At 49.7% G+C, this 20,881-nt stretch carries 17 protein-coding genes; 11 read left to right on the top strand and 6 right to left on the bottom strand.

All coding sequences use genetic code 11. The features are described from left to right. The first annotated feature begins 9 nt into the window (after window positions 1–9). The 3 genes from mukF to mukB are packed head-to-tail and all read left to right on the top strand — an operon-like array spanning window position 10 to window position 6,507. Window positions 10–1,338, top strand: coding sequence for a chromosome partition protein MukF (gene mukF, locus H511_RS0116450; RefSeq protein ID WP_027253293.1), 1,329 nt, complete (start codon window positions 10–12; stop codon window positions 1,336–1,338). Continuing rightward, on the top strand, window positions 1,319–2,047 hold the full coding sequence (gene mukE / locus H511_RS0116445) for a chromosome partition protein MukE (protein WP_027253292.1): 729 nt from the start codon (window positions 1,319–1,321) through the stop codon (window positions 2,045–2,047). Before mukF ends, mukE begins: the two co-directional genes overlap by 20 nt. After that, on the top strand, window positions 2,047–6,507 hold the full coding sequence (mukB, locus tag H511_RS0116440; protein ID WP_036759860.1) for a chromosome partition protein MukB: 4,461 nt from the start codon (window positions 2,047–2,049) through the stop codon (window positions 6,505–6,507). The genes mukE and mukB overlap by 1 nt, the downstream gene beginning before the upstream one ends. Window positions 6,508–6,615: 108 nt before the next feature. Here the strand turns inward: mukB and H511_RS0116435 are convergent, their stop codons facing one another. Genes H511_RS0116435 through H511_RS0116425 form a run of 3 tightly spaced genes read right to left on the bottom strand, consistent with a single transcriptional unit; the run spans window position 6,616 to window position 9,336 of the window. Further along, window positions 6,616–7,398 carry a sulfite exporter TauE/SafE family protein gene (locus tag H511_RS0116435; RefSeq protein ID WP_027253290.1) on the bottom strand — a complete coding sequence of 261 codons (783 nt, stop codon included), beginning with the start codon at window positions 7,396–7,398 and terminating at the stop codon, window positions 6,616–6,618. Window positions 7,399–7,410: 12 nt separating this feature from the next. Further along, entirely contained in the window at window positions 7,411–8,307 is an 897-nt protein-coding gene (locus H511_RS0116430; RefSeq protein WP_027253289.1) for an NAD(P)-dependent oxidoreductase, read from the bottom strand. 9 nt (window positions 8,308–8,316) lie between these two features. Next, window positions 8,317–9,336 carry a TauD/TfdA family dioxygenase gene (locus H511_RS0116425; RefSeq protein WP_027253288.1) on the bottom strand — a complete coding sequence of 340 codons (1,020 nt, stop codon included), beginning with the start codon at window positions 9,334–9,336 and terminating at the stop codon, window positions 8,317–8,319. 151 nt (window positions 9,337–9,487) lie between these two features. On the opposite strand from H511_RS0116425, the gene H511_RS0116420 reads away from it, so the two are divergent. From H511_RS0116420 to H511_RS24695, 5 genes are all read left to right on the top strand, one after another. Then, window positions 9,488–10,828 carry an aminotransferase-like domain-containing protein gene (locus tag H511_RS0116420; protein ID WP_027253287.1) on the top strand — a complete coding sequence of 447 codons (1,341 nt, stop codon included), beginning with the start codon at window positions 9,488–9,490 and terminating at the stop codon, window positions 10,826–10,828. A gap of 312 nt (window positions 10,829–11,140) precedes the next feature. Then, window positions 11,141–12,181: a hypothetical protein gene (locus H511_RS0116415; protein WP_155804926.1), complete on the top strand. Its 1,041-nt coding sequence runs from the start codon at window positions 11,141–11,143 to the stop codon at window positions 12,179–12,181. A gap of 315 nt (window positions 12,182–12,496) precedes the next feature. Further along, complete coding sequence (locus tag H511_RS0116405; RefSeq protein ID WP_051288282.1) at window positions 12,497–13,321, top strand: tetratricopeptide repeat protein; 825 nt, start codon at window positions 12,497–12,499, stop codon at window positions 13,319–13,321. Window positions 13,322–13,497: 176 nt separating this feature from the next. Beyond that, complete coding sequence (locus H511_RS23680) at window positions 13,498–13,938, top strand: globin domain-containing protein (RefSeq protein ID WP_161459611.1); 441 nt, start codon at window positions 13,498–13,500, stop codon at window positions 13,936–13,938. A 136-nt stretch (window positions 13,939–14,074) separates the two neighbouring features. After that, entirely contained in the window at window positions 14,075–14,923 is an 849-nt protein-coding gene (locus H511_RS24695; protein WP_027253283.1) for a PEP-CTERM sorting domain-containing protein, read from the top strand. Between the two features lie 44 nt (window positions 14,924–14,967). Here the strand turns inward: H511_RS24695 and H511_RS24690 are convergent, their stop codons facing one another. After that, window positions 14,968–15,111: a hypothetical protein gene (locus H511_RS24690; RefSeq protein ID WP_155804924.1), complete on the bottom strand. Its 144-nt coding sequence runs from the start codon at window positions 15,109–15,111 to the stop codon at window positions 14,968–14,970. A gap of 199 nt (window positions 15,112–15,310) precedes the next feature. Between H511_RS24690 and H511_RS0116385 the strand changes: the two genes are divergently transcribed. Further along, on the top strand, window positions 15,311–16,081 hold the full coding sequence (locus tag H511_RS0116385) for a TSUP family transporter (RefSeq protein ID WP_027253282.1): 771 nt from the start codon (window positions 15,311–15,313) through the stop codon (window positions 16,079–16,081). Here H511_RS0116385 and H511_RS0116380 read toward each other — a convergent pair. Both H511_RS0116380 and H511_RS0116375 read right to left on the bottom strand, forming a co-directional pair. Beyond that, window positions 16,020–16,886: a LysR family transcriptional regulator gene (locus tag H511_RS0116380; protein WP_027253281.1), complete on the bottom strand. Its 867-nt coding sequence runs from the start codon at window positions 16,884–16,886 to the stop codon at window positions 16,020–16,022. The two genes, H511_RS0116385 and H511_RS0116380, sit on opposite strands and share 62 nt — an antisense overlap. A gap of 136 nt (window positions 16,887–17,022) precedes the next feature. Continuing rightward, window positions 17,023–17,523: a MarR family winged helix-turn-helix transcriptional regulator gene (locus H511_RS0116375; RefSeq protein WP_027253280.1), complete on the bottom strand. Its 501-nt coding sequence runs from the start codon at window positions 17,521–17,523 to the stop codon at window positions 17,023–17,025. A 555-nt stretch (window positions 17,524–18,078) separates the two neighbouring features. On the opposite strand from H511_RS0116375, the gene H511_RS0116370 reads away from it, so the two are divergent. Further along, window positions 18,079–19,332 (top strand): imelysin family protein, encoded by a 1,254-nt coding sequence (locus H511_RS0116370; RefSeq protein WP_027253279.1) that lies wholly within the window; start codon window positions 18,079–18,081, stop codon window positions 19,330–19,332. Between the two features lie 105 nt (window positions 19,333–19,437). Next, window positions 19,438–20,874, top strand: a complete 1,437-nt coding sequence (locus H511_RS0116365) for a di-heme oxidoreductase family protein (protein ID WP_081669313.1) — start codon at window positions 19,438–19,440, stop codon at window positions 20,872–20,874. Window positions 20,875–20,881 lie beyond the last annotated feature (7 nt).

Below are 20,881 nucleotides of genomic sequence, written 5' to 3'. Positions count from 1 at the left end.
GGACAACGGATGAGTGACCAATCCCAGACTGTTCCTGAGCTGGTGACCTGGGTGAAACAACATGAATTCGCCCTTAACCTGCCAACGGAAAGACTGGCATTTTTATTGGCGATTGCCGTGTTAAGCGGCGAGCGTCTGGATGAGGAACTGGGGGAAGGTGAACTGGTCGATGCGTTCAAAATCGTGAGCGATATGTTTGACCAGTCGAAAGACACCCTGGTTTTCCGCGCCAATAACGCAATCAACGAACTGGTGCGCCAGCGACTGATTTCCCGTTTTACCAGTGAGATGACAGAAGGGGCCAGTATTTACCGGCTCAGTCCGTTGGCACTGGGTATTGCCGATTACTACGCCCGTCATCGCGAATTCTCATCGATGAAGTTGTCGATTCAGTTGGCTATGGTGGCCGATGAGCTGACCAAAGCGGCGGTCGCTGCCCATGAAGGCGGCAATGAACAGCACTGGAAGATCAACGTCTATGCGGTACTGAAATATTCAGTGGCCGAGATTTTTGATCGTATCGATCTGAACCAGCGCACCATGGACGAGCAGCAGCAGCAGGTGAAAGAAGACATTGCTGAACTGCTGAATCAGGACTGGCGTGCAGCCATCACCAACTGTGAAAGCCTGCTGAATGAAACCTCCAGTACGCTGCGTGAGCTTCAGGATACTCTGCAAGCTGCCGGTGATCAGCTGCAAACCCAGCTGCTTGCCATTCAGGATGCGGTAAGCACAACCTCGGATCTTGAGCTGGAATATGTCGAAGGCATGGTGTACTCCCTGCAGGCAAAACTGGACCGGATCATCAACTGGGGCCAGCAGGCAATAGACTTGTGGATCGGCTACGACCGTCATGTGCATAAGTTTATCCGTACCGCCATTGATATGGACAAAAACCGTGCCTTCAGCCAGCGCTTGCGCCAGTCGGTCGCCGAGTTTTTCGATGCGCCATGGCAGCTCACTTACGCCGATGCTGACCGCCTGCTCGACATGCGCGATGAAGAACTGGTCCTGCGCGACGATGAAGTGACTGGCATAGTGCCGGAAACGCTTGAATTTGAAGAACTGAGCCAGGTCAATGATCAGCTCAGTGAAAGAATTGCTGAAATGCTGGATATCCATAAATCTCAGGGCACCGCCATTAATCTGGGCGCCTTGATCCGGGAATACCTGAGCCAGCATTCCCATGCACAACATTTTGATTTAGCTCGTATTATTGTCGATCAGGCCGTGAGGCTCGGTTATTCCGAGTCGGATTTCAGTGCGATTCAGCCTGATTGGGAACTGATCAACGACTACGGAGCCAAGGTACAAGCCAATGTCATTGACAAATATTGAAGAATTTATGCCAGAGAATCTGGCCAAAGCCATTGCCAACCCCTTGTTCCCGGCATTGGATAATGCACTGCGTTCGGGCCGCCATGTTTCCAGCGAAGATTTGGATAATCATGCTTTTTTGCTGGAATTTGAGCAGGACCTGATGCTGTTTTATAAGCGCTATAACGCTGAACTGGTCAGAGCCCCGGAAGGCTTCTTCTATCTGCGTCCCCGCTCCACCTCGCTGATTGGCCGCTCTGTGCTGTCTGAGCTGGATATGCTGGTAGGCAAAGTGCTGTGCTTCCTGTATCTGAGCCCTGAACGTCTGGCCCATGAGGGGATATTCACCAATCAGGAACTGTTTGATGAGCTTTTGTCGCTGGCCGATGAAAAGAAACTCATGAAGCTGGTGACCAACCGGGCGTCAGGCTCTGATCTGGATCGCGAAAAGTTGTTCGATAAAGTGAAAACCTCCCTGCGCCGTATGCGCCGTCTGGGTATGGTGATCATGCTGGGCGACAGCGGTAAATTCCGCATCAGTGAAGCGGTATTCCGCTTTGGTGCAGATGTGCGTAACAGTGATGATATTCGAGAAGCTCAGCTTCGCCTGATCCGTGACGGCGAAGCCATAGTGCATCAGCAATTGCCGACTCAATCCAGTTTGATTGAGGCAGAGCAACCGAACGACACTGCAAGTGATGAAGAAACCGAGCAAGAGGAACACGCCTGATGGAGCGCGGTAAGTACCAATCTCTGACCATGGTTAACTGGAACGGCTTCTTTGCCCGGACATTTGATATTGACCAACTGGTCACCACACTTTCCGGCGGTAATGGTGCGGGTAAATCCACCACCATGGCTGCGTTTATCACGTCTTTGATCCCGGATCAGAGCCTGCTGCACTTTCGTAATACCACTGAAGCGGGAAGTTCTAATGCCTCCCGTGATAAGGGATTACACGGCAAGCTCAAGCCTGGCGCCTGTTATTCTGCGCTCGATATCGTCAACTCCAAGAACCAGCGCATTATTTTTGCGGTGAAACTGCAGCAGGTTGCCGGCCGGGACAAGAAAGTCGACATCAAACCTTTCCTGATCCAAGGCTTACCGTCAGCGGTGAAACCGACGGATATTCTGGTGGAAACCCTGTCTGAGAACCAGGCACGAGTGCGACAGATCAATGAAGTGAAAGATGCCGTGTCTCAGTACGAAGGTGTGCAGTTTAAAACCTTCTCTTCTGTCACGGATTACCACACGCAGATGTTTGAATTCGGTGTCTTGCCGAAGAAGCTGCGCAACAGTACCGACAGGTCTAAGTTCTACCGCTTAATCGAAGCATCGCTGTACGGCGGTATTTCCAGTGCTATTACGCGCTCACTGCGCGATTACCTGCTGCCGCATAACTCAGGCGTGAAGAAAGCCTTCCAGGATATGGAAGCCGCGCTGCGTGAAAACCGCATGACGCTTGAAGCGATCAAAGTGACCCAGAGCGATCGTGATCTGTTTAAACACCTGATCACTGAAGCGACCAATTATGTGGCGGCCGACTACATGCGCCATGCCAATGAGCGCCGCATCAAGCTGGAACAGACACTTGGCCTGCGCAGCGAATTGCTGGGCTCACGCCAGACGCTGATTGATCAACAGCAGGTGTTCGGCAATATGTCGCAAGAGCTTGACGAGCTGAAAGACAACGAGAGTGCGCTGGAGCAGGATCATCAGGCGGCGTCGGATCACCTGCAACTGGTTCAGACAGCCGTTCGTCAGCAGGAAAAAATAGAGCGTTACCGTGATGATCTTCTCGAGCTGACTGAGCGTCTTGAAGAGCAGGTCATGATTGTTGAAGAAGCGGCCGAGCAACTGGCACTGGCGGAAGAACAGGCCATGCTCAGTGAAGACGAGGTCGACAGCCTGAAATCTCAGCTGGCTGATTATCAGCAGGCACTGGATGCACAGCAAACCCGTGCCTTACAGTACCAGCAAGCCGTGCAGGCGCTGGAAAAGGCCCGTCAGATTTCGGCCGATGACACGGTGGATCAGGAAAATGCCGCTGAACTGCTGTCCGGTCTGAAACAGCAGCAAGACAGTAAAACCACGGCATTGCTGGCACTCAAACACAAGCTGGATATGTCTGCAGCCGCGGCGCAGCAATTTGAGCGCGGTCTGCAGCTGGTGGTGACCATTGCCGGTGCTGTTGATCGTGCCTCGGCAGGTAAAAAAGCCCGTGAATTACTGGCCACAGGCCGTGAGTTACGGATGATTGCTCAGCGCAGTGAACAGCTGAGTGCGCAGTATCGCGATCTGGAGCGCAGCATGCGTCACCAGCGTCAGGCCCAGGAACTGGCAGACACTTACGCTAAACGTTTTGCCGTTGAGATTGATGGCGAACTGGCGCTGGCTGAAGAGCAGGCCCGTCATGAAGCGACCTTAGAGAGCCTGGAGCAGAATCAGTCTGATCTGGTGGAAAAACGCAGTGAACTGCGCCGCCAGGAACAGCAGCTGGCGAAAGACATCAGCCTGCAGGAAGGCAAAGCACCGACCTGGATTGCTGCCAGTGATGCGCTGGAAAAACTGGCAGAACAATCTGGCCAGGATCTGTACGACAGCCAGGCGGTGATGACGGCCATGCACCAGACGCTGGAGTCTGAGCGTGACGCCATTCATGCCAGAGACAAGCTGGCGGTGCGCAAGCAAAATGTAGAAAATGAAATCGAACGTCTGGCCTTGCCGGGCGGCAGCGATGATTCCCGTTTGCGTGTGATTGCCGATGTGCTGGGCGGCACCTTACTGTCTGAGATTTACGACGACATCACGATTGATGATGCGCCGTATTTCAGTGCCATGTACGGTCCTGCACGCCATGCCATCGTGGTGCAGGATATTGCGTCTGTCCGCGAGAAACTCTCCGGGCTGGATGATTGCCCGGACGATCTGTATATCATCGAAGGTGAAGCGGACTCGTTTGATGACAGCAGTTTTGTTGTCGACGAACTGGAAGGCGCAGTGTGCGTTCAGCTAAACAAGCAGCAGCTGCGTTATTCCCGTTTCCCGAAAGTACCACTGTTTGGCCGGGCCGCCCGCGAGCAGCGTCTGGCGATTTTACGCGAAGAGCGTGATCAGATTGTTGAGGATCACGCCAAGGCATCTTTTGATGCGCAGAAACTTCAGCGTTTGTACCAGAGCTTCAATGCCTTTGTCGCCAGCCATCTGGCAATTGCGTTTGATGCCGATCCGGAAGAAGCAATTCGCATTGCGCGTGAAAAACGCAATCAGATTCAGCGTCAGTTAAATGATACCGAAGCCACCGAGCAGCAGCAGCGCAGCCAGCTTACCGCAGCACGTGAAGGGTTATCGCTGTTATCTAAACTGCAGCCGGTCGTGGCCTTATTAGAAGATGAGACGATTGCCGCCCGTCTTGAAGAGGTGGAGCAGCAGCTTGCCCAGATTGACGAAGCACGCCATTACCTTGAACGTCACGGCAAGGCACTGGAAGAGCTGGAAACTCTGGTGTCGGCACTGGATACCGACCCTGAGCGGTTTGATGCCATGCAGGCCGAGTATCAGGATGCGGATCAGGCCCTTCAGCTCCTGAAAAGCCAGATTTTTGCCCTGGCTGATCTGGTTGAACGTCGCCACCATTTTGGTTATGCCGATGCGGTTGAGCTGCTGAGCAAGAGCTCTGAGCTCAACGAGCAACTGAAAACCAAACTGGAAACGGCGGAACGCGAACGTGCCCGTCACCGTGAGAGCCTGAAACAGGCACAGACTCAGAGCAACCAGTACAACCAGTTGCTGGCGTCGCTGAAAAGTTCACATCAGGCCAAGCAGGAAACCGTACAGGAATTTGAACGTGAGCTGCAGGAACTGGGTGTCCGCGCCGATCTAGAAGCAGAAGAACGCGCACGCCTGCGTCGTGATGAGCTTCATGAGCGTCTGCATAGTTCCCGTAATCGCCGCAGCGAGCTGGAAAAAGCGACCACATCACTGGATATGGAAATGCGCAATCTGGTGAAGCGCCTGCGCAAGGTAGAAAAAGACTATATCGACTTACGTACCCTGGTGGTGAACACCAAAGCGGGTTGGTGTGCCGTGCTGCGTCTGGCACGGGAAAGTGATGTTGAACGTCGTCTGCATCGCCGTGAAATGGCCTACATGACGGCCGACGAACTGCGTTCTCTGTCAGATAAAGCCCTGGGCGCACTGCGCCTGGCTGTGGCCGATAATGAAACGCTGCGGGATGCACTGCGTGCTTCTGAAGACGTCTCCCGTCCGGAGCGAAAAGTCCTGTTCTACATTGCCGTGTACCAGCATCTGCGTGAGCGGATTCGTCACGATATCATCCGTACCGACGATCCGGTTGAGGCCATCGAAGAGATGGAAGTCGAACTGGCCCGTCTGACAGAAGAGCTGACGGCGCGTGAAAAGCGTCTGGCTATCAGCTCAGACAGTGTGGCGAATATCATCCGCAAGACCATAATGCGCGAGCAAAACCGCATCAAGATGCTGAACCAGGGTCTGCAGAACATCAGCTTTGGTCAGGTGAAAGGGGTGCGCCTGAATGTTAACGTGCGCGAAACCCATGAATCTTTGCTGACGGGTCTTGCCGATCAGCAGGATCAGCATCAGGATTTGTTCGGCAATAATCGTCTGACCTTCTCTGAAGCCATTGCCAAGTTGTTCCAGCGACTGAATCCGCATATTGACATGGGTCAGCGTTCACCGCAAACCCTGGGTGAGGAACTGCTGGACTACCGGAACTATCTGGAACTCAGCATTGAAGTGAACCGTGGTACAGATGGCTGGCTGCAGGCGGAATCGGGCGCATTGTCAACCGGTGAGGCCATTGGTACAGGTCAGGCTATCTTGCTGATGGTTGTGCAGAGCTGGGAAGAAGAAGCCCGCCGTCTGCGCGGTAAAGACATTATTCCATGCCGTCTGCTGTTCCTGGATGAGGCCGCGCGACTGGATGCCAAGTCTATCGCTACCCTGTTCGAGCTGTGTGATCGTCTGGACATGCAGCTGCTGATTGCCGCACCAGAGAATATCAGCCCGGAGAAGGGCACCACCTACAAGCTGGTGCGTAAGATCTTTAAAGATCGGGAACACGTGCATGTGGTGGGTTTGCGTGGTTTTGGCCAGGAACCGAAAGGTGAGCCGGAACCGGGCAGACAACTCGAGTTAGACCCGGCGTAAAACCGGCGAAAACAAAAACCAGCATGGAAACATGCTGGTTTTTTTATTGAGTCAGGTGCGTACAGTATTTGTAATGGATGTCTGAGTGGGCGCAGTAGTGGCGGACAGTCAAGCAACCAGAAACTTATATCCCAGAGAGCACATCAGAATCGTGAGCGATAATGACAGGGTTCTGCGCACCATAGTTGGCCCGTATTTCATAGCGGACACGCTTCCCAGGTGGTTACCGAGCAGATTCATTACCACTAAAGGTACGGCGAGAAGGTACAGCACGTTCCCAGAGACCACGAAAGCGATCAAGGCACCGGTATTTGACGAAAAGTTAAACAGCTTAGAGGTGGCAGAAGCGGACACTAAGTCAAACCGCAACATGTAGTGCAGTGCAATAATAAGAAAACTACCTGTCCCCGGACCGAAAAAGCCATCATAGAAGCCAATCACGAAGACGGCACTCGGCACACCGAATATTATGACGGCAGGATTTACCTTTTCATCAGTATCGCCTTTCTCTTTTTTAGGGATAAAAGAGAGAACGATACCGACAGGTAACATTGCGAGTATGATTTTGCCAATGGTGTCTGGGTCAAAATACAGAATGGCCTGTGCTCCGGCATAGGCTCCAATTAGCCCTGCAGGTATACCCGTAGCCACTGCGGTCCAGATAACTTTCTTGTTTTGTACAAAGTTACGGATCGCTGCAATAGTACCCAGCGTGCTGACAATTTTTTCTTGGCCGAGAGCAACCTGCGGAGGGAGCCCTGCAAGTATGAAAGAGGGCACAAGTATCAACCCGCCGCCACCAGCCACACTGTCAATAAAGCCAGCGGCTAATGCTGAGATCATAAGGGCTGAAATAACCCATAGCGACAGGTCATTAATCATAAAATCCATAAGTCATTCCTTTTACGCGATCAGTGCAGGCTTTTGTGAATTGGCGTAAGACCGGATCAATACAGAAGTATCCATACGGCCAAGTCCTTGTTGTATTAATTGCTGATAACGTTGATTGACATCCAGTGTCATTGGTAGCGTAAGGCCATGATTTTCAGCTTCATTCAGACAAATAAGTAAATCTTTGCGCATCCAGTCAATGGCAAAACCAAAGTCAAATTGATCTGAGGACATTGTGACAGCCCGGTTTGCCATCTGCCATGAACCGGCAGCACCATGAGTGAGCGCAGAAGTTACTTGTTCAATATTAAGCTGAGATTTTTCTGCCAGCAGTAGGGCCTCGCTGAGTCCTTGTAAAATACCTGCAATGCAGATCTGGTTAACCATTTTGCAGCGCTGCCCCTGACCGTGACCACCCAGCAACACTGAGTGTTTAGAGTAAGCACTGATCACCTCAGTAATGTGATTGTAAGTGGACTGTTCACCACCACACATAACTGTTAACGTGCCATTTTCTGCGCCAGCCTGACCACCAGAAACCGGAGCATCAATGAAATGTATCCCTTTATTTTTGCAGGCGTTAGCAAGCTCAATGGCTAACACGGCGGAAGTTGTGGTGTGATCAACGACAATACTGCCTGGTTTCAGTGAGGAGAGCACACCCGTTTCGCCGTAGATTACACTTCTGACATCATCATCATTGCCTACGCAAATGAATACGATATCACTGAAGCGAGCGGCTTCCTGAGGTGTTGAGGCGGATTTCCCGTTGAACGTTTTAGTCCACTTCTCTGCTTTACTGGATGTTCGGTTATATACAGTGACTTGGTGTCCTGAATCAGACAGGTGTCCTGCCATCGGATATCCCATAACACCTAGGCCAATGAATGCAATTTTTTTTCCTTTCATTTTAATCTCCTAATCTTTACCGATGTGGTTATCTGTTGAGTTGACTGGAACGATTCTTTCTAAAGAGCTCATTCCAAATAGCCGGATAAGCCAACGGTCAGTACCATCATCTCGTGGTAGGAAACCTTCCCTGCTGTGCATTAGCCTCTGATTTTTAATCATTAGAAAATCACCTGGTTGATACAAAATTGAGTTTTTCATTTCAGGTGCTTGAAGTTTTGCTTCGAACATTACCAGTGCAGCAGCAGCTTCTTTAGTGAGTGGTGTTGTATTCTCTTTGTCGTATCTGCAATAAGCTTGATTTGATTTAGAGTAAACAATGAGTGGCAACACCGAAGAGGTATTTTGTGAAAATGAATCTGGGCGGCTTATTTCAAAATGTGGTTTTGTAAGTTGTTTTACCACGCCAGAGCTCAGTTGGCTTAGAACATCATCAAGTAGAATGAAATTAGACCTAACACGGAGATCAGTTCTAATTGCCATCAATGATAAGAATTCTGGACAACCACTTTTATCGGAAATTTTCTCGCAACTTAAGGGAAGATCTGGGTTATCGACATGATGTCCAAAGGTATGCAATGAACCATGTGATGATTTGTCATTTCTGCTATTTAGCGAAGGAACGACATGTCTAAATAGAAATCCATTATTTTCGTTTTGGAACGAAATTGGCTCAATTCCTGCCAGATGATATATGCCAATATTAATTGCACTAATTATTGGAAGCTTTGATGGTTCAACATAACCTTGGTAAGGAGTAGGAGCTAAATTTTCATCGAGTGGTAATCCTCTGATTATTAATGCATTTGAATCATTACAATCTTTGAATGATTGGATTTGGTTAGCTATATCATTGGGTAAGCATGATTTGACCATATGACCTAACCAAGTTTTGGTATTGAGCCATGATTGATCATCCGTTAAACGTAATCCGGAAAACGCGATTTTAAGTCTTCTTGTTGACTCATAAGGAATGAAAAGCTCTTTAATGCTTTCAATATCTTGATAATGCGACTCAATTTCTAGCATTCAATTTCTCCAATTAACTGTTGTGTTATCTGTTGCATAAACTAATTTAATTAACTTTAATGACATATGTCAATATGTAATTTGAATTTTCCCAATTTACCATTACACTAGGCACCTTATAGATTGAGTTGTCCTTGCATGGAGTTTTGGTGTGAGTGAAACCAAATTCAGGCATATTGCCAGTGCCATAGAATCAAGAATCGGAAGTGGCCAATATCCACCTAATTCAAGGCTGCCAACTCACCGGGAGTTAGCGGAAGAGCTGGATACAACACCAGCGACAGTCGCTAAGGCTTATAAGATGCTCGCTGAGAAAGATTGCGTAGAATCCTTTGTCGGGCGGGGGACTTTTGTAAAGGGCAAAACGGCATTGGGGCAGGTCATACAGGCTCCTGAGCACGAAGAGTGTTTTAACTTTTCTCTTCTCCAGCCTTGCCTGAGTCAAAGTGTACCTGTGCTACAGGAAGCCTTCACGAATGCGTCGAGATTATTCAGCGCTGACCTGATTGGTTATTCAGAGTTTTCGGGCCATAAGGTACATCGGGAATCAGGCGTAAAGTGGGCGGCCCGATTTGGGCTTGAAAAGGGTACACCTGAGAATACCTTGCTGGTCGATGGTGCCCAGCACGCTTTATCTCTGCTCATCATCGCTTTGACCAAACCTGGCGATACTATTGCTGTTGAAACCCTGACATACCCAGGTATTTTGGCCATTGGCAGCTTGTTAGGCAGGCGAGTAGTCGGCATAGCGCTGGATAATCATGGTATGTGCCCTGAAAGCCTGGCGGCTGTGATTAGGGAAGATAAGCCAAAGTTGGTGATTGTCATCCCTTCACATCAGAATCCAACTGGGATAACAATGCCTTACGAAAGGCGAAAGCAGATTGCAGAGGTCATTGCCGGATCTGACGTGTGGCTAATTGAAGACGATATCTATGGCTTCCTTAACACAGAGGCTATACCTGCAATTTGCAATGTCATTCCTGAGCAATGCTTTCATATTACTAGCTTGTCAAAGGCAATCAGTCCTGCGTTACGTTGTGGCTTCATTAAAGTCCCTGATAGCCAAGTCACTATGATTAATGCTCATATACGAGCCAATATCTGGCTGTCTTCACCACTTAATTACATTGCAGCCTCTGAGATGATTGCCAGCGGCAGTGCTTTTAGCCTTGCCAGTCAGCAACAACACATTGCCATACACAGACAGAGTATTGCTAAGTCGATATTGAGCACGTCATTCAGAGAAAGTGAAGGTTATCACATCTGGCTACCATTACCCGAAGGCTGGCGCTCGGACCGGTTTGTCATGGAAGCAAAGAATCGCGATGTAATAGTGAGTAGCGGCAGTTACTTTTGCCCCGATGCGCACGAGTCCGGGCATGTGCGGTTATCGTTGATGTCAGTGTCAACGGATCAGAGACTGGAGCAAGGGTTACATAAACTGAATGTGTTACTCCAGTCAGAAATGAACACAATGTTCCCTTTTTAGCCTATCTTTATCCTGTTCTCTCCAGCCCTCTGACATGAGGGCTTTTGTTTAAAGCGTTGTCTGAGCGATCTCTTCGCCTCTTTTTATCCTGCTTTTGCATCATCATGCGGTCAGTTTTGTCTTGTTCCTAAGACCTGTTTCTCAATCGTTAGTGTCACAGTCGATAGCGCTTTGGGGCTCGGTAGAGTGCCTAGAATTTTAGTGTTGGAGTCGGCCATCTGACTAACCACTCAATGCATGTTTCAGGCGTGGCGGCCGGGTTGGGTGAATAGTGAATAACGAATGAATAAGTTTTGTCGTAGGGGTGATGACATGAAAAGTATAATTCTATTAATGCTCGCCATGATGGCAGTGGCGGGTTGTAGTGATTCAGACAGTGCGGATACGGCTGCGAATACACCATTAGATTCAGATGGTCAGCAGGAAGTGCCCGTGACTATTGAAGTCCCTGAAAACCCGGGTACGGACCCTGGTGATCCCGGCGGTCCGGGTAATCCTGGTGACGGTTATGACGGCCCGCGCAAAGTGTGTCTGGCCATTACGGGTCTGGAAATTAAAGGCAGTGCCGGCAACATTATTGAATACACCAATGAAGTGATTGAAGAGGCGCTGAAGTCAGATCCTGATTGTGTGCCACCATCAGAAATCATTAGTGATGCGCTGCCAGAAGGCATGGTGCTGATTGATTTACTTCACATGAGTAATGATTTGGCCTATCTGCTCAAAGGTGTGGGCCTGCCTGTTGATGACTATGTCAGTGTGACCCTGAATATTAACGACCAGGGTAGTTACGGTGGCGGTTATGATGTCGATCTGGATGGCGATATTGATATCAGTACCGGTAGTCCTTACTCCTATGTTCAGGAATATGATGGTGACTATAAGAAAATTGATCTGGGCGGTAAGCTGGAATTTGCCGGCTTTAACCTGAAAGACAAATATGGTTACCCACAAACCTATTCCATGATGATTGACCCATACAGCGCCTTTGATATGCAGGATAACGGTGCTTACGGACTCTCTGGCAAAGGGATGTGGCTGGTCAATAAACTGGATGCTATCGATGTCGTGGGTGAGATCCTGGATTCGGCTTGCGTGCAGGACAGCCTGAAACTGATTTATCTGTTTAAATCTGATTCCGATGGTCCAAGCTCAGGTGATCCTGATTACGTGACCACTGCAAGTCAGGATGATAACGGGGGTTATTCTTACGGTATGGCCAGTATTCCGAAAGGATACTACGACTTCGAAATTATGTGCGATGTCGATGAGGCTATCCCTGAGTTCTCCGGTTACGGCAGCTACGATGTTGAAGTGACAGATAACGCAGACGGTAACTATGACATCTACTGAGTTACCGGGTTGATGTAAGCACAACCGGTCGACGTTGTTCGGCCGGTTTCTTTTTGTCACAAGCTTGAATTCCTGCTGAACAGCTAGTCGATAATGCTGAAAATGCGGTTTTTTAGCTTTTTACACAAGATCAATATCTCATTTTTGCGCAAAAATAATCTTAGTGTGTTCATAACAACTCTTTGATTCCCGTCCTGTTTATAAATAATGTCGATGTTTTTAGTCGCGATTGCCCAGATAGGTCTGGTTGTTTTTTGACCTTCCATTCATTAAAGTTCTCCCCATTGCGTGTACAGGAACCAAAGAGAAATAACTATGACTTTCAGTGGCAAATTGCTTTCACCGGCGTTGAATGGACTCACACTACTTAAACAGATTGCACTCAGTTCAGTGTTTGGTGTTGCTGTGATGGCGTATGGTACACATCCGGTTCAGGCGTCTGTGACCACAAAGCCGACCAATCACCTGAAATCGACACTTAAATACGTAGAGCTTGAAGCGGAAGCGGGTGATAAGAATATGCAGCTTTTCCTGGGCCGGGCATATCTGGAAGGGAATAGCGGTATTGAGGCCGATCCACTGAAAGGGCTTTACTGGCTGGAAAAAGCGGCGGTAGATATGCCTGAAGTGAAAACGATGATTGGCGATCTGTTCAAAAAAGGTCAACTGCTGCCACAGAATAATGAGCTGGCGATCAACTGGTACAGCAAGGCGGCCAACGAGGGGGATGTTCCTGCTATGGTCGAGCTGGGTAATTATTATGCCTCCGGTGCTGAAGGTAAGGTGAACTGCGGTAAAGCGATTCACTGGTTTACTCAGGCGTCGAACGGCGGCTCACTGGATTCAAAACGTAACCTGGTCTGGTTATACGCAACCTGCTCAGATGAAGAAGCACGCGACGGTCATTTAGCGCTGAAGCTGGCGAAACAGCTCGTCAAAAAGTCTGAGGCAGATGCGGGTGATTATGACAATCTCGCAGCCGCTTATGCTGCCTGCGGTCAATTTAACCAGGCGGTCAGGGCGCAGGAAATTGCGCTTGAGAAATTAGAGCAGGATGCAGAAGCGCAACGCATTGCGAAGTTTACTCAGCGCTTAAGGCTCTATCAGCAAAACCAGACGATTTACAGCGCTTCATTGTAATACCCTTTTCGCATAACAACACCTGAACGGTTATTTCTTCTCCTGTTATGCACTAAAGCCTTCACCTTGTTGTGAAGGCTTTCTTTTGTCCTATTTCAAATACAGATTTTTACATCAACTGGCAGTATTTTGCCGATAATTAATACATAGCTGTGTTTTTCGTAATGGGCGATGTTGTGATACCTCCCGAACGTGATATTTCCGATATTGTAAGTAGTGACATTCTGGATTTCTCATCCGGCAACAACCGGCTCAATGCTGTGGGTGGTGACGCGGGTATTCGTAAACTGGCCGACGCCTTTTGTCAGTGTATGGAAACGCAGCCCGAACTGGCGGTAATACGGGCCAGATATCCGGATGACCTCACAGACTTTCGTGAAACGCTGGCGACTTTTCTGCTGACCTGGATACGGGGTGAAGTACCGCTGTACACTAAATCGAATGGTCGGCGTTACCTGAATACTAACCGGCGGCGGGTGCGCCTGAACAGCGCCGAGAAAGACGCATGGCTTCGCTGTATGCAACAGGCACTGGATACTCAGCCCCTGAGTGAAGTGTTTAAGCGGTACATCATGGTGCAGTTAACCTTGTCGGCTGAAATGACGCGAAAGGCCTGAAACTGACATTAACCATGTCGGTTTTTTTTACATCTTTTATTTTCTTGCCATTTTTTCCGTTTTAAAACATGTGCTTAATATGTGGTCTCATACTTGCTTTGTATTTACTGACTCATGTAGTAGAGAGGGGCAGGGGATGAAGTTATTAAGTGGTTTAACATTGACTGTGCTGTGCAGCTTTTGTGCTTCAGTCAATGCTGTTGAAATCAATTTAGCGGCACCGGGTGTTGACCAGTCGGTACTGACGATGGGCAACCAAGGTGACAGTTATGTTGCCGTTTATCAGCAAGCCGGGGCCGGGTCGGGTAATCTGGGATCTTTCCTTCGTGTTCAGGAAGGAGGAAATGGTAACGGGAACGGGAATAGTAATGGGGATGGAAACGGCATACAGGAAGGCTTTAATACCAGTACGACAGATCCTTATATGATGGATCAGCATCCGTCGGGTAATTTTACCCGGGATGTCACCTTCTCTGAATTGCAGTCGCTGGATGGTTTCTATGCCTTTATTCTCGATGCTAATGAAACCGGGAATAATAATGAAATTGTACTGACGAACCTGATGCTGTTCTCAACAAGTGTGGCCAGCCAGAATGTGGATGATATTGCGAACTTGCAGAGTAGTACTTTGCTCTGGAGTCTGGACTGGGATGACAATGGGGCTTTTCAGGATAACTCTGTGCGTCTGGATACCAGCAAGAATAACAACGGCCCGGGTGGTAGCGGGGCGACGGATTTAGTGTTCTTAATCAATGAGAATTACTTCGCCAATATTCCCGCTGGTCAGAACAATTTCGTTCTCTACTCCAGCTTCTCTGAGTTTGATTCAGGCTTTGAAGAGTGGGCACATGACCAGGTGGCGTTTGATCCGGATGGCGGCGATCCGCCAACACCTGTATCAGAGCCGGGCAGTTTAGCATTACTTGGCCTCGGCTTATTAGGCTTATTAAGAAGCCAACGCAGACGACGCATTACGCAATCATGAACTGATGCCAATAAAGCCAGAAAGGGAGTAGCCACTCCCTTTCTTCATGAAACCGATCCTTTCAGCCAATCCTGCGGGGACTTCAGTAAGTCTTCCAGCGCCTGAATAGCAGCATCTACCCATTCCTGTAAGTTTTCAGCTTGTGATAAACGAGCACTAAGCTCAGAGCGCTGAATCTTGATATACATAAGCTTCTACCTCCACGTTAAGTGTAGATCGGCTGTGCCGGGTACTGCTCGTCTAAAGGGACAGACACAGAGAGTGTTTAACTGTTATCAATTCCATTATGGAATCAATTGATATCTCAGCTTTCGCTGTTAACGGGTTCTGAGTGGTGTTAATTTTTCCGGCCATGGGGACTGATCCCCATCGTTTTCAGGAAGAAGTATGGACATCTCTTTAGACATTCTCGCGATTTTATTCTTCGTGGCCGGTCTGGCTGCTTTTATTGATGCGATTGCGGGTGGCGGCGGGCTGCTGACCGTGCCTGCGTTACTGGCAGCTGGTGTGCCGCCGACACAGGCGCTGGCGACCAATAAACTGCAAAGCTCCTTTGGCAGTTTTTCGGCTACCTATTATTTTGTGCGTAACGGCCTGGTCGATCTCAGGCAAATGGTGCTGGCAATAATCTGTACGTTTGTCGGTTCAGCCGTGGGTGCGGAACTGGTGCAAGTGATTGATGCCGGGCTGTTGACGACTATGATTCCTGCCTTGCTGATTGTCATTTCTCTGTATTTTCTGTTCGCGCCCCAGGCCAGTATTCATGGCGGGAAAGCTAAGATTTCTGACGGGCTTTTTGCCTTTACTGTCGGCACCAGCATTGGTTTTTATGATGGCTTTTTCGGGCCGGGGACCGGCTCATTGTTTACCATTTGCTTTGTCACTTTGGCCGGTCTGGGCATAGTGGAAGCGACAGCCCGTACCAAAGTACTGAACTTCACCTCCAATATTGCCGCGCTGATGTTCTTTATCATGGCAGGTCTGCCGGTATGGGAGATTGGCCTGGTGATGGCGGTAGGCGGATTTATCGGCGCCAGAATCGGCGCCAAAGTGGTGATCAGTAACGGACGAAAACTCATCCGTCCTATGGTGGTGATCATGTCGATGCTGATGGCAATAAAGCTGCTGTGGGAACAAAATCCGCAATGGTTTCAATAAGGTGCTTCACGCGTTCTGAGCGGTAGCTGTGCTGGCGGTAGCAAAGGTAAATGGGCCGGACAAAGCCGTCAAGAAACGCGAAATGCTGGCAGTGCTGCTCTTTGATTGCCAGTGTTTTCACCACAGAAAGCGGCACCAGCGCAGGGGCTGCGCCGCCCAGCGCCAGTTTGGCGGCTGCGGTGTAAGAGTCCATTTCCATCAAAGGGCGGATCCCCGCCTGCTGCAATAATCCCGCCTGATAGGCATTGGCCGGATTGCTGAGATCATTGGTCAGCAGGCACTCTGGTGCCTCCGCCAGCGGCTGATTAAAGACCAGAGTAAAAGGCTCATCAAATAAATGCCTTGCCTGAAGCCCGTGATGGGCGGGCAGATGACCGGCACAAAACCCGACGGTTGCATCACCGGCCTGTACTCGCTCAACAATGACAGGGGTGTGGTGGGTATTGAGCACGATATGAGGATCCTCTCTCAGAAAGCGCCCCATCAGGGCGGCCAGATAACCCGCCACCAGGGTTTCTGAACAGGCCAGAATAATCGGACTATGATCCCGGATAGCCTGTTGATCAAAGATCTGGCCTTTTAATTCATTGAAACCGGGGCCGACCTGCGCCACCAGTGCCTGTGCATCCGGGGTTAATTTGATATTCCGGCCATCAGGCACAATCAGCTTCTTGCCTAACCGTTGTTCCAGCCTGGCGATACGTTTACTGACAGCACTCTGGCTGATGTACAAACGGCTGCCGGCACGGCTCATGGTGCCTTCTTTTGCTAGTACCAGTAATGTTTCCACACCTTCAAGCAGCACAAATAGTTCCTGGTGCATTATTGATGAATAGTTGGAATGGATGATAGCAAAGCCAGCAAGACGAGGCGATGGTCGGGCGGGGAAATAACAGATAAACCGCCAGTAAAACTGCCCGGCGGGTTATCAGAAAGGGAGTTTAGTGATGACCTGAGGTGTCGTCGGGATGCGTCTGCGTAATACTGCCTACTTCCAGCATAGGCGCCACATCCAGGTGTTCGGCATTCATCATGGAAGAGATGCGTTGTACCGACGACAGCAGCAGCGACTGTTCCCATTCGTCTAACTGCTGAAAACGGGAGACAAAACTTTCCTGCAAAGGCAGCGGGGCTTTATCCAGATTCGCCAAGCCTTCGGTGGTGAGATGCGCGTGCACTTTTCGTTTATCCAGCTTGCTTCTTTCCCTGACGACAAGGCCACGTTTTTCCAGTCGGTCAAGAATCGTGGTTGCTGTTGCCTGACTCATATTGGTGTTGCTGGAAAGCTGGCGAATAGTCACTTCACCTGAATCGCGTATGGCTTTCATCAGTACCAGCTGCGGTCCGGTCAGACCGGTTGATTTGTTCAGTTGTCTTGAATGCAGGTCGATCGCTCGGATTATTTGTCGCAGGGCGATGAGGACTTCTTCATGTTTGTCCATGTTGCTCTCCCACCTTGTTGCCGCACGGAACATCAGGTGATGGATTGTTGCGTGATAGAAACGGCAAAAGCACTTATTGATTCAGGTTGTCTGAGTAGTCAGCTGACGTGATGGCTTGTCTTTTTCAGCCAGACTTTCAGTAAAGCCAAAATTCTAGCACGCCAGTTAATAAGCCAGCTATCAAAAATGCTGTAAAAACCATGATTTGCTCGATTTTTCAGCTTCTGACATCAGGAAGCTGCGACGAACAACTTCGGTCATTCCTGATAACCAGACTGGCTGTGGATTCTTGCTGATAATTTCTATTGTAGATTAGCGGAATAGTTATCGGACCCGCACGGAAACAGAAAAGGAGCAGTGGACAGTCCTGAGGCTCGCTGATGAATATGGCGAAACCTTGACCACAAAATATCGCATTTATTTGTCTGTACGGATTTTGGTCACTGTTTTTCAAATTGTTTCTGATTGTTACTTGTTATTGTATTGGTCGTGAATAATAATGATTCTCAATATAAGCCTGATTGTTTTTAATATCACCAAGGACGATACGCCAAGATGAAGAAGACTTTTTCCCTTTCGCTGCTGGCCGCTTCTGTCGTGGTCTCCGCTTCCGCGCATGCTGCTGTTTCAAAGCAAGAGGTGGTCAGCCATTACGCAGATATTGCTTTTAATGTTTTCAGTGATGCCCGGACAACGGCACACAATCTGGACAAAGCCATTGATGCTTTGATTGCTGCTCCTTCTGAAAAGACGCTGGCTGAGGCCAAAGAGGCCTGGAAACTGGCTCGTATCCCTTATCAGCAATCGGAAGTGTTTCGTTTTGGTAACCCGGTTGTCGACGACTGGGAAGGCCAGCTGAATGCCTGGCCTTTGGATGAAGGTCTGATCGATTATGTTGCCCAGAGTTATCACCATGAGCTGGGTAATGACGGTGCCACGGCCAATATCATCGCAAATGAAACAATTCAGGTGGGTAACGCAACGATCAATGCGGTGCAAATTACGCCTGAGTTACTGGCGGATATGAATGAAGTCGGTGGTTCGGAAGCCAACGTCGCAACCGGTTATCACGCCATTGAGTTCCTGCTGTGGGGCCAGGATTTGAACGGTACCTCTGCTGGCGCCGGTGAGCGTGCCTATACCGATTTTGCCAATGGTGAAGCTTGTACTAACGGTCATTGTGATCGTCGCCGTGCTTACCTGAAAGCAGCATCTGAGCTGCTGCTGACGGATCTGGACTGGATGGCCAAGCAATGGTCTGCAACCGAGAAAGGCAATTACCGCAGCGAGTTGCTGGCGGATTCAGCGGATAACGGCTTGCGTAAAATGCTGTTCGGCATGGGATCACTGTCGCTGGGTGAGCTGGCCGGTGAGCGTATGAAAGTGGCGCTGGAAGCCAACTCGACCGAAGATGAGCATGACTGTTTTTCAGACAATACCCATAACTCACATTTCTACAATGAGCAGGGCATTTATAACGTTTATACCGGTACTTATAAGCGTGTCGATGGCAGCACACTGACTGGTCCGGGTATCCACGATCTGGTGGCGGAGCAAGATCAGCAAGCAGCCAAAGCTATTCATACTGAATTCGATAATGCACGTTCACAGGTTTATACCCTGGTTGAGTCGGCAGAAAAGAATAATCAGCATTTTGATCAGCTGATTGCGGCCGGTAACAAAGCCGGTAACAAGCTGGTCAATGACGCCATTATGGCGCTGGTGAAACAAACGGCGGAAATCGAGCGCGCTGCCGGTATTCTGGGTGTCACAAACCTGAATCCGGATACTGCTGATCATCAGTTTTAAACTGTGATGGTATGAATCAATAAAAACAAAAATAAGGGCTCAGATGAGCCCTTTTGCCGTCATAACGGGTTATTTGAAGCCTTTATAATGTGAGCGTGTACAAACATGAAGTTGAAGCTTTTTGCAGCCAGGATAGCTGCGTGTTTTCTGCCGTTAGCGATCGCTTTTCCTGCCGCGGCCCAGCAAAGCAGTGAAACGGCGGCTACGGTTGAGCTTGCTTTGCTGAAATCCGGCGGGGCGACCAGTGTCACGAAAACCGGTGCTAACGCTTTCTCTATGCCAGCGGCGAACCTGCCTTTGGTTCACCGTCTGGATTTTAGTGTCGGCAACAGTTTTTTCCGTAACCCTTGGGTGCAGGCCCCTGCGACCACAGATGCCCGTGACGGATTAGGCCCCTTGTTCAACACTAACGGCTGTCAGAATTGCCACATCAAAGACGGTCGGGGGCATCCGCCGGAAGAAGGGGATACCAACGCCGTGTCTATGCTGGTGCGGTTAAGTATTCCGGCCCTGACACCGGAACAGAAAAAAGCCCTGATCACAGATGGCGTGATCCCGGATCCTGTCTATGGTGGTCAGCTGCAGGATTTTGCTCTGCCTGATGCCAAGCCCGAAGGCCAGATCACAGTGACATACACCGATGTACCGGTCACTTTTGCGGATGGCGAAGTCGTCACACTGCGCAAGCCCACACTGGCAATCACTCACCTCAATTATGGCGACATGCACCCGGACATCATGATGTCGGCGCGTATCGCCCCGCCTATGATTGGCTTAGGTTTACTGGAACAGATCCCCGAGCAGACCCTGGAATCACTGGCGGCAGCACAACAACAGGAAAATAAAGGGATTTCCGGCCGGCTGAACCGGGTATGGGATGTCGAAAAACAGCAAACCGTAGCCGGACGTTTTGGCTGGAAAGCCGGCCAGCCGACACTGATGCAGCAAAACGCCGGCGCGTTTAACGGCGATCTTGGCCTGACGAGCCGTTTGTTTCCGGTTGAAAACTGCACCAGCGGTCAGGATGTGTGCCAGACACTGCCCAACGGCGGCTCCCCCGAAGTCAGCGATAAGATCATGAATTTTGTTGAATTCTATTCCCGTCATCTGGCTGTGCCTGTGCGCCGCAATCTGGATGATCCGCAAGTACAACGCGGTGAGCGCTTATTTGCTGAGGCAGGGTGCGGATCTTGTCACCAGAGTAAGCTGCAGACAGCCAAAGTCGACAGTTTACCGGCGTTGTCTGAGCAGATCATTCACCCTTATACCGATTTGCTGTTGCATGATATGGGAGAAGGCCTGGCAGATCACCGTGACGAATTTCTGGCCAACGGCCGTGAATGGCGAACGGCACCGCTGTGGGGGATTGGCTATACCGAAGAAGTGAATGGTCATACTTATTTCCTGCATGACGGACGGGCCCGCAATCTGATGGAAGCTGTGCTCTGGCATGGCGGTGAAGCGCAGAGCAGCCGCGATCAGGTGCTCCAGCTGAGGAAACAGGACCGGGATGCATTAATTGCTTTCTTGCATTCACTGTAAGGACATG

This window comes from Photobacterium halotolerans DSM 18316 (assembly GCF_000425165.1).
Taxonomy (GTDB): domain Bacteria; phylum Pseudomonadota; class Gammaproteobacteria; order Enterobacterales; family Vibrionaceae; genus Photobacterium; species Photobacterium halotolerans.
Note: the sequence above shows the minus strand (reverse complement) of the source record. Positions and strands in the feature narration are given on the sequence as shown.

Bases quoted from the DNA above. Each gene is read 5' to 3' on its own strand.
- mukF (WP_027253293.1), top strand. From the start codon at position 10: ATGAGTGACCAATCCCAGACTGTTCCTGAGCTGGTGACCTGGGTGAAA.
- mukE (WP_027253292.1), top strand. From the start codon at position 1,319: ATGTCATTGACAAATATTGAAGAATTTATGCCAGAGAATCTGGCCAAA.
- mukB (WP_036759860.1), top strand. From the start codon at position 2,047: ATGGAGCGCGGTAAGTACCAATCTCTGACCATGGTTAACTGGAACGGC.
- H511_RS0116435 (WP_027253290.1), bottom strand. From the start codon at position 7,398: ATGGATTTTATGATTAATGACCTGTCGCTATGGGTTATTTCAGCCCTT.
- H511_RS0116430 (WP_027253289.1), bottom strand. From the start codon at position 8,307: ATGAAAGGAAAAAAAATTGCATTCATTGGCCTAGGTGTTATGGGATAT.
- H511_RS0116425 (WP_027253288.1), bottom strand. From the start codon at position 9,336: ATGCTAGAAATTGAGTCGCATTATCAAGATATTGAAAGCATTAAAGAG.
- H511_RS0116415 (WP_155804926.1), top strand. From the start codon at position 11,141: ATGAAAAGTATAATTCTATTAATGCTCGCCATGATGGCAGTGGCGGGT.
- H511_RS0116405 (WP_051288282.1), top strand. From the start codon at position 12,497: ATGACTTTCAGTGGCAAATTGCTTTCACCGGCGTTGAATGGACTCACA.
- H511_RS24695 (WP_027253283.1), top strand. From the start codon at position 14,075: ATGAAGTTATTAAGTGGTTTAACATTGACTGTGCTGTGCAGCTTTTGT.
- H511_RS24690 (WP_155804924.1), bottom strand. From the start codon at position 15,111: ATGTATATCAAGATTCAGCGCTCTGAGCTTAGTGCTCGTTTATCACAA.
- H511_RS0116385 (WP_027253282.1), top strand. From the start codon at position 15,311: ATGGACATCTCTTTAGACATTCTCGCGATTTTATTCTTCGTGGCCGGT.
- H511_RS0116375 (WP_027253280.1), bottom strand. From the start codon at position 17,523: ATGGACAAACATGAAGAAGTCCTCATCGCCCTGCGACAAATAATCCGA.
- H511_RS0116370 (WP_027253279.1), top strand. From the start codon at position 18,079: ATGAAGAAGACTTTTTCCCTTTCGCTGCTGGCCGCTTCTGTCGTGGTC.
- H511_RS0116365 (WP_081669313.1), top strand. From the start codon at position 19,438: ATGAAGTTGAAGCTTTTTGCAGCCAGGATAGCTGCGTGTTTTCTGCCG.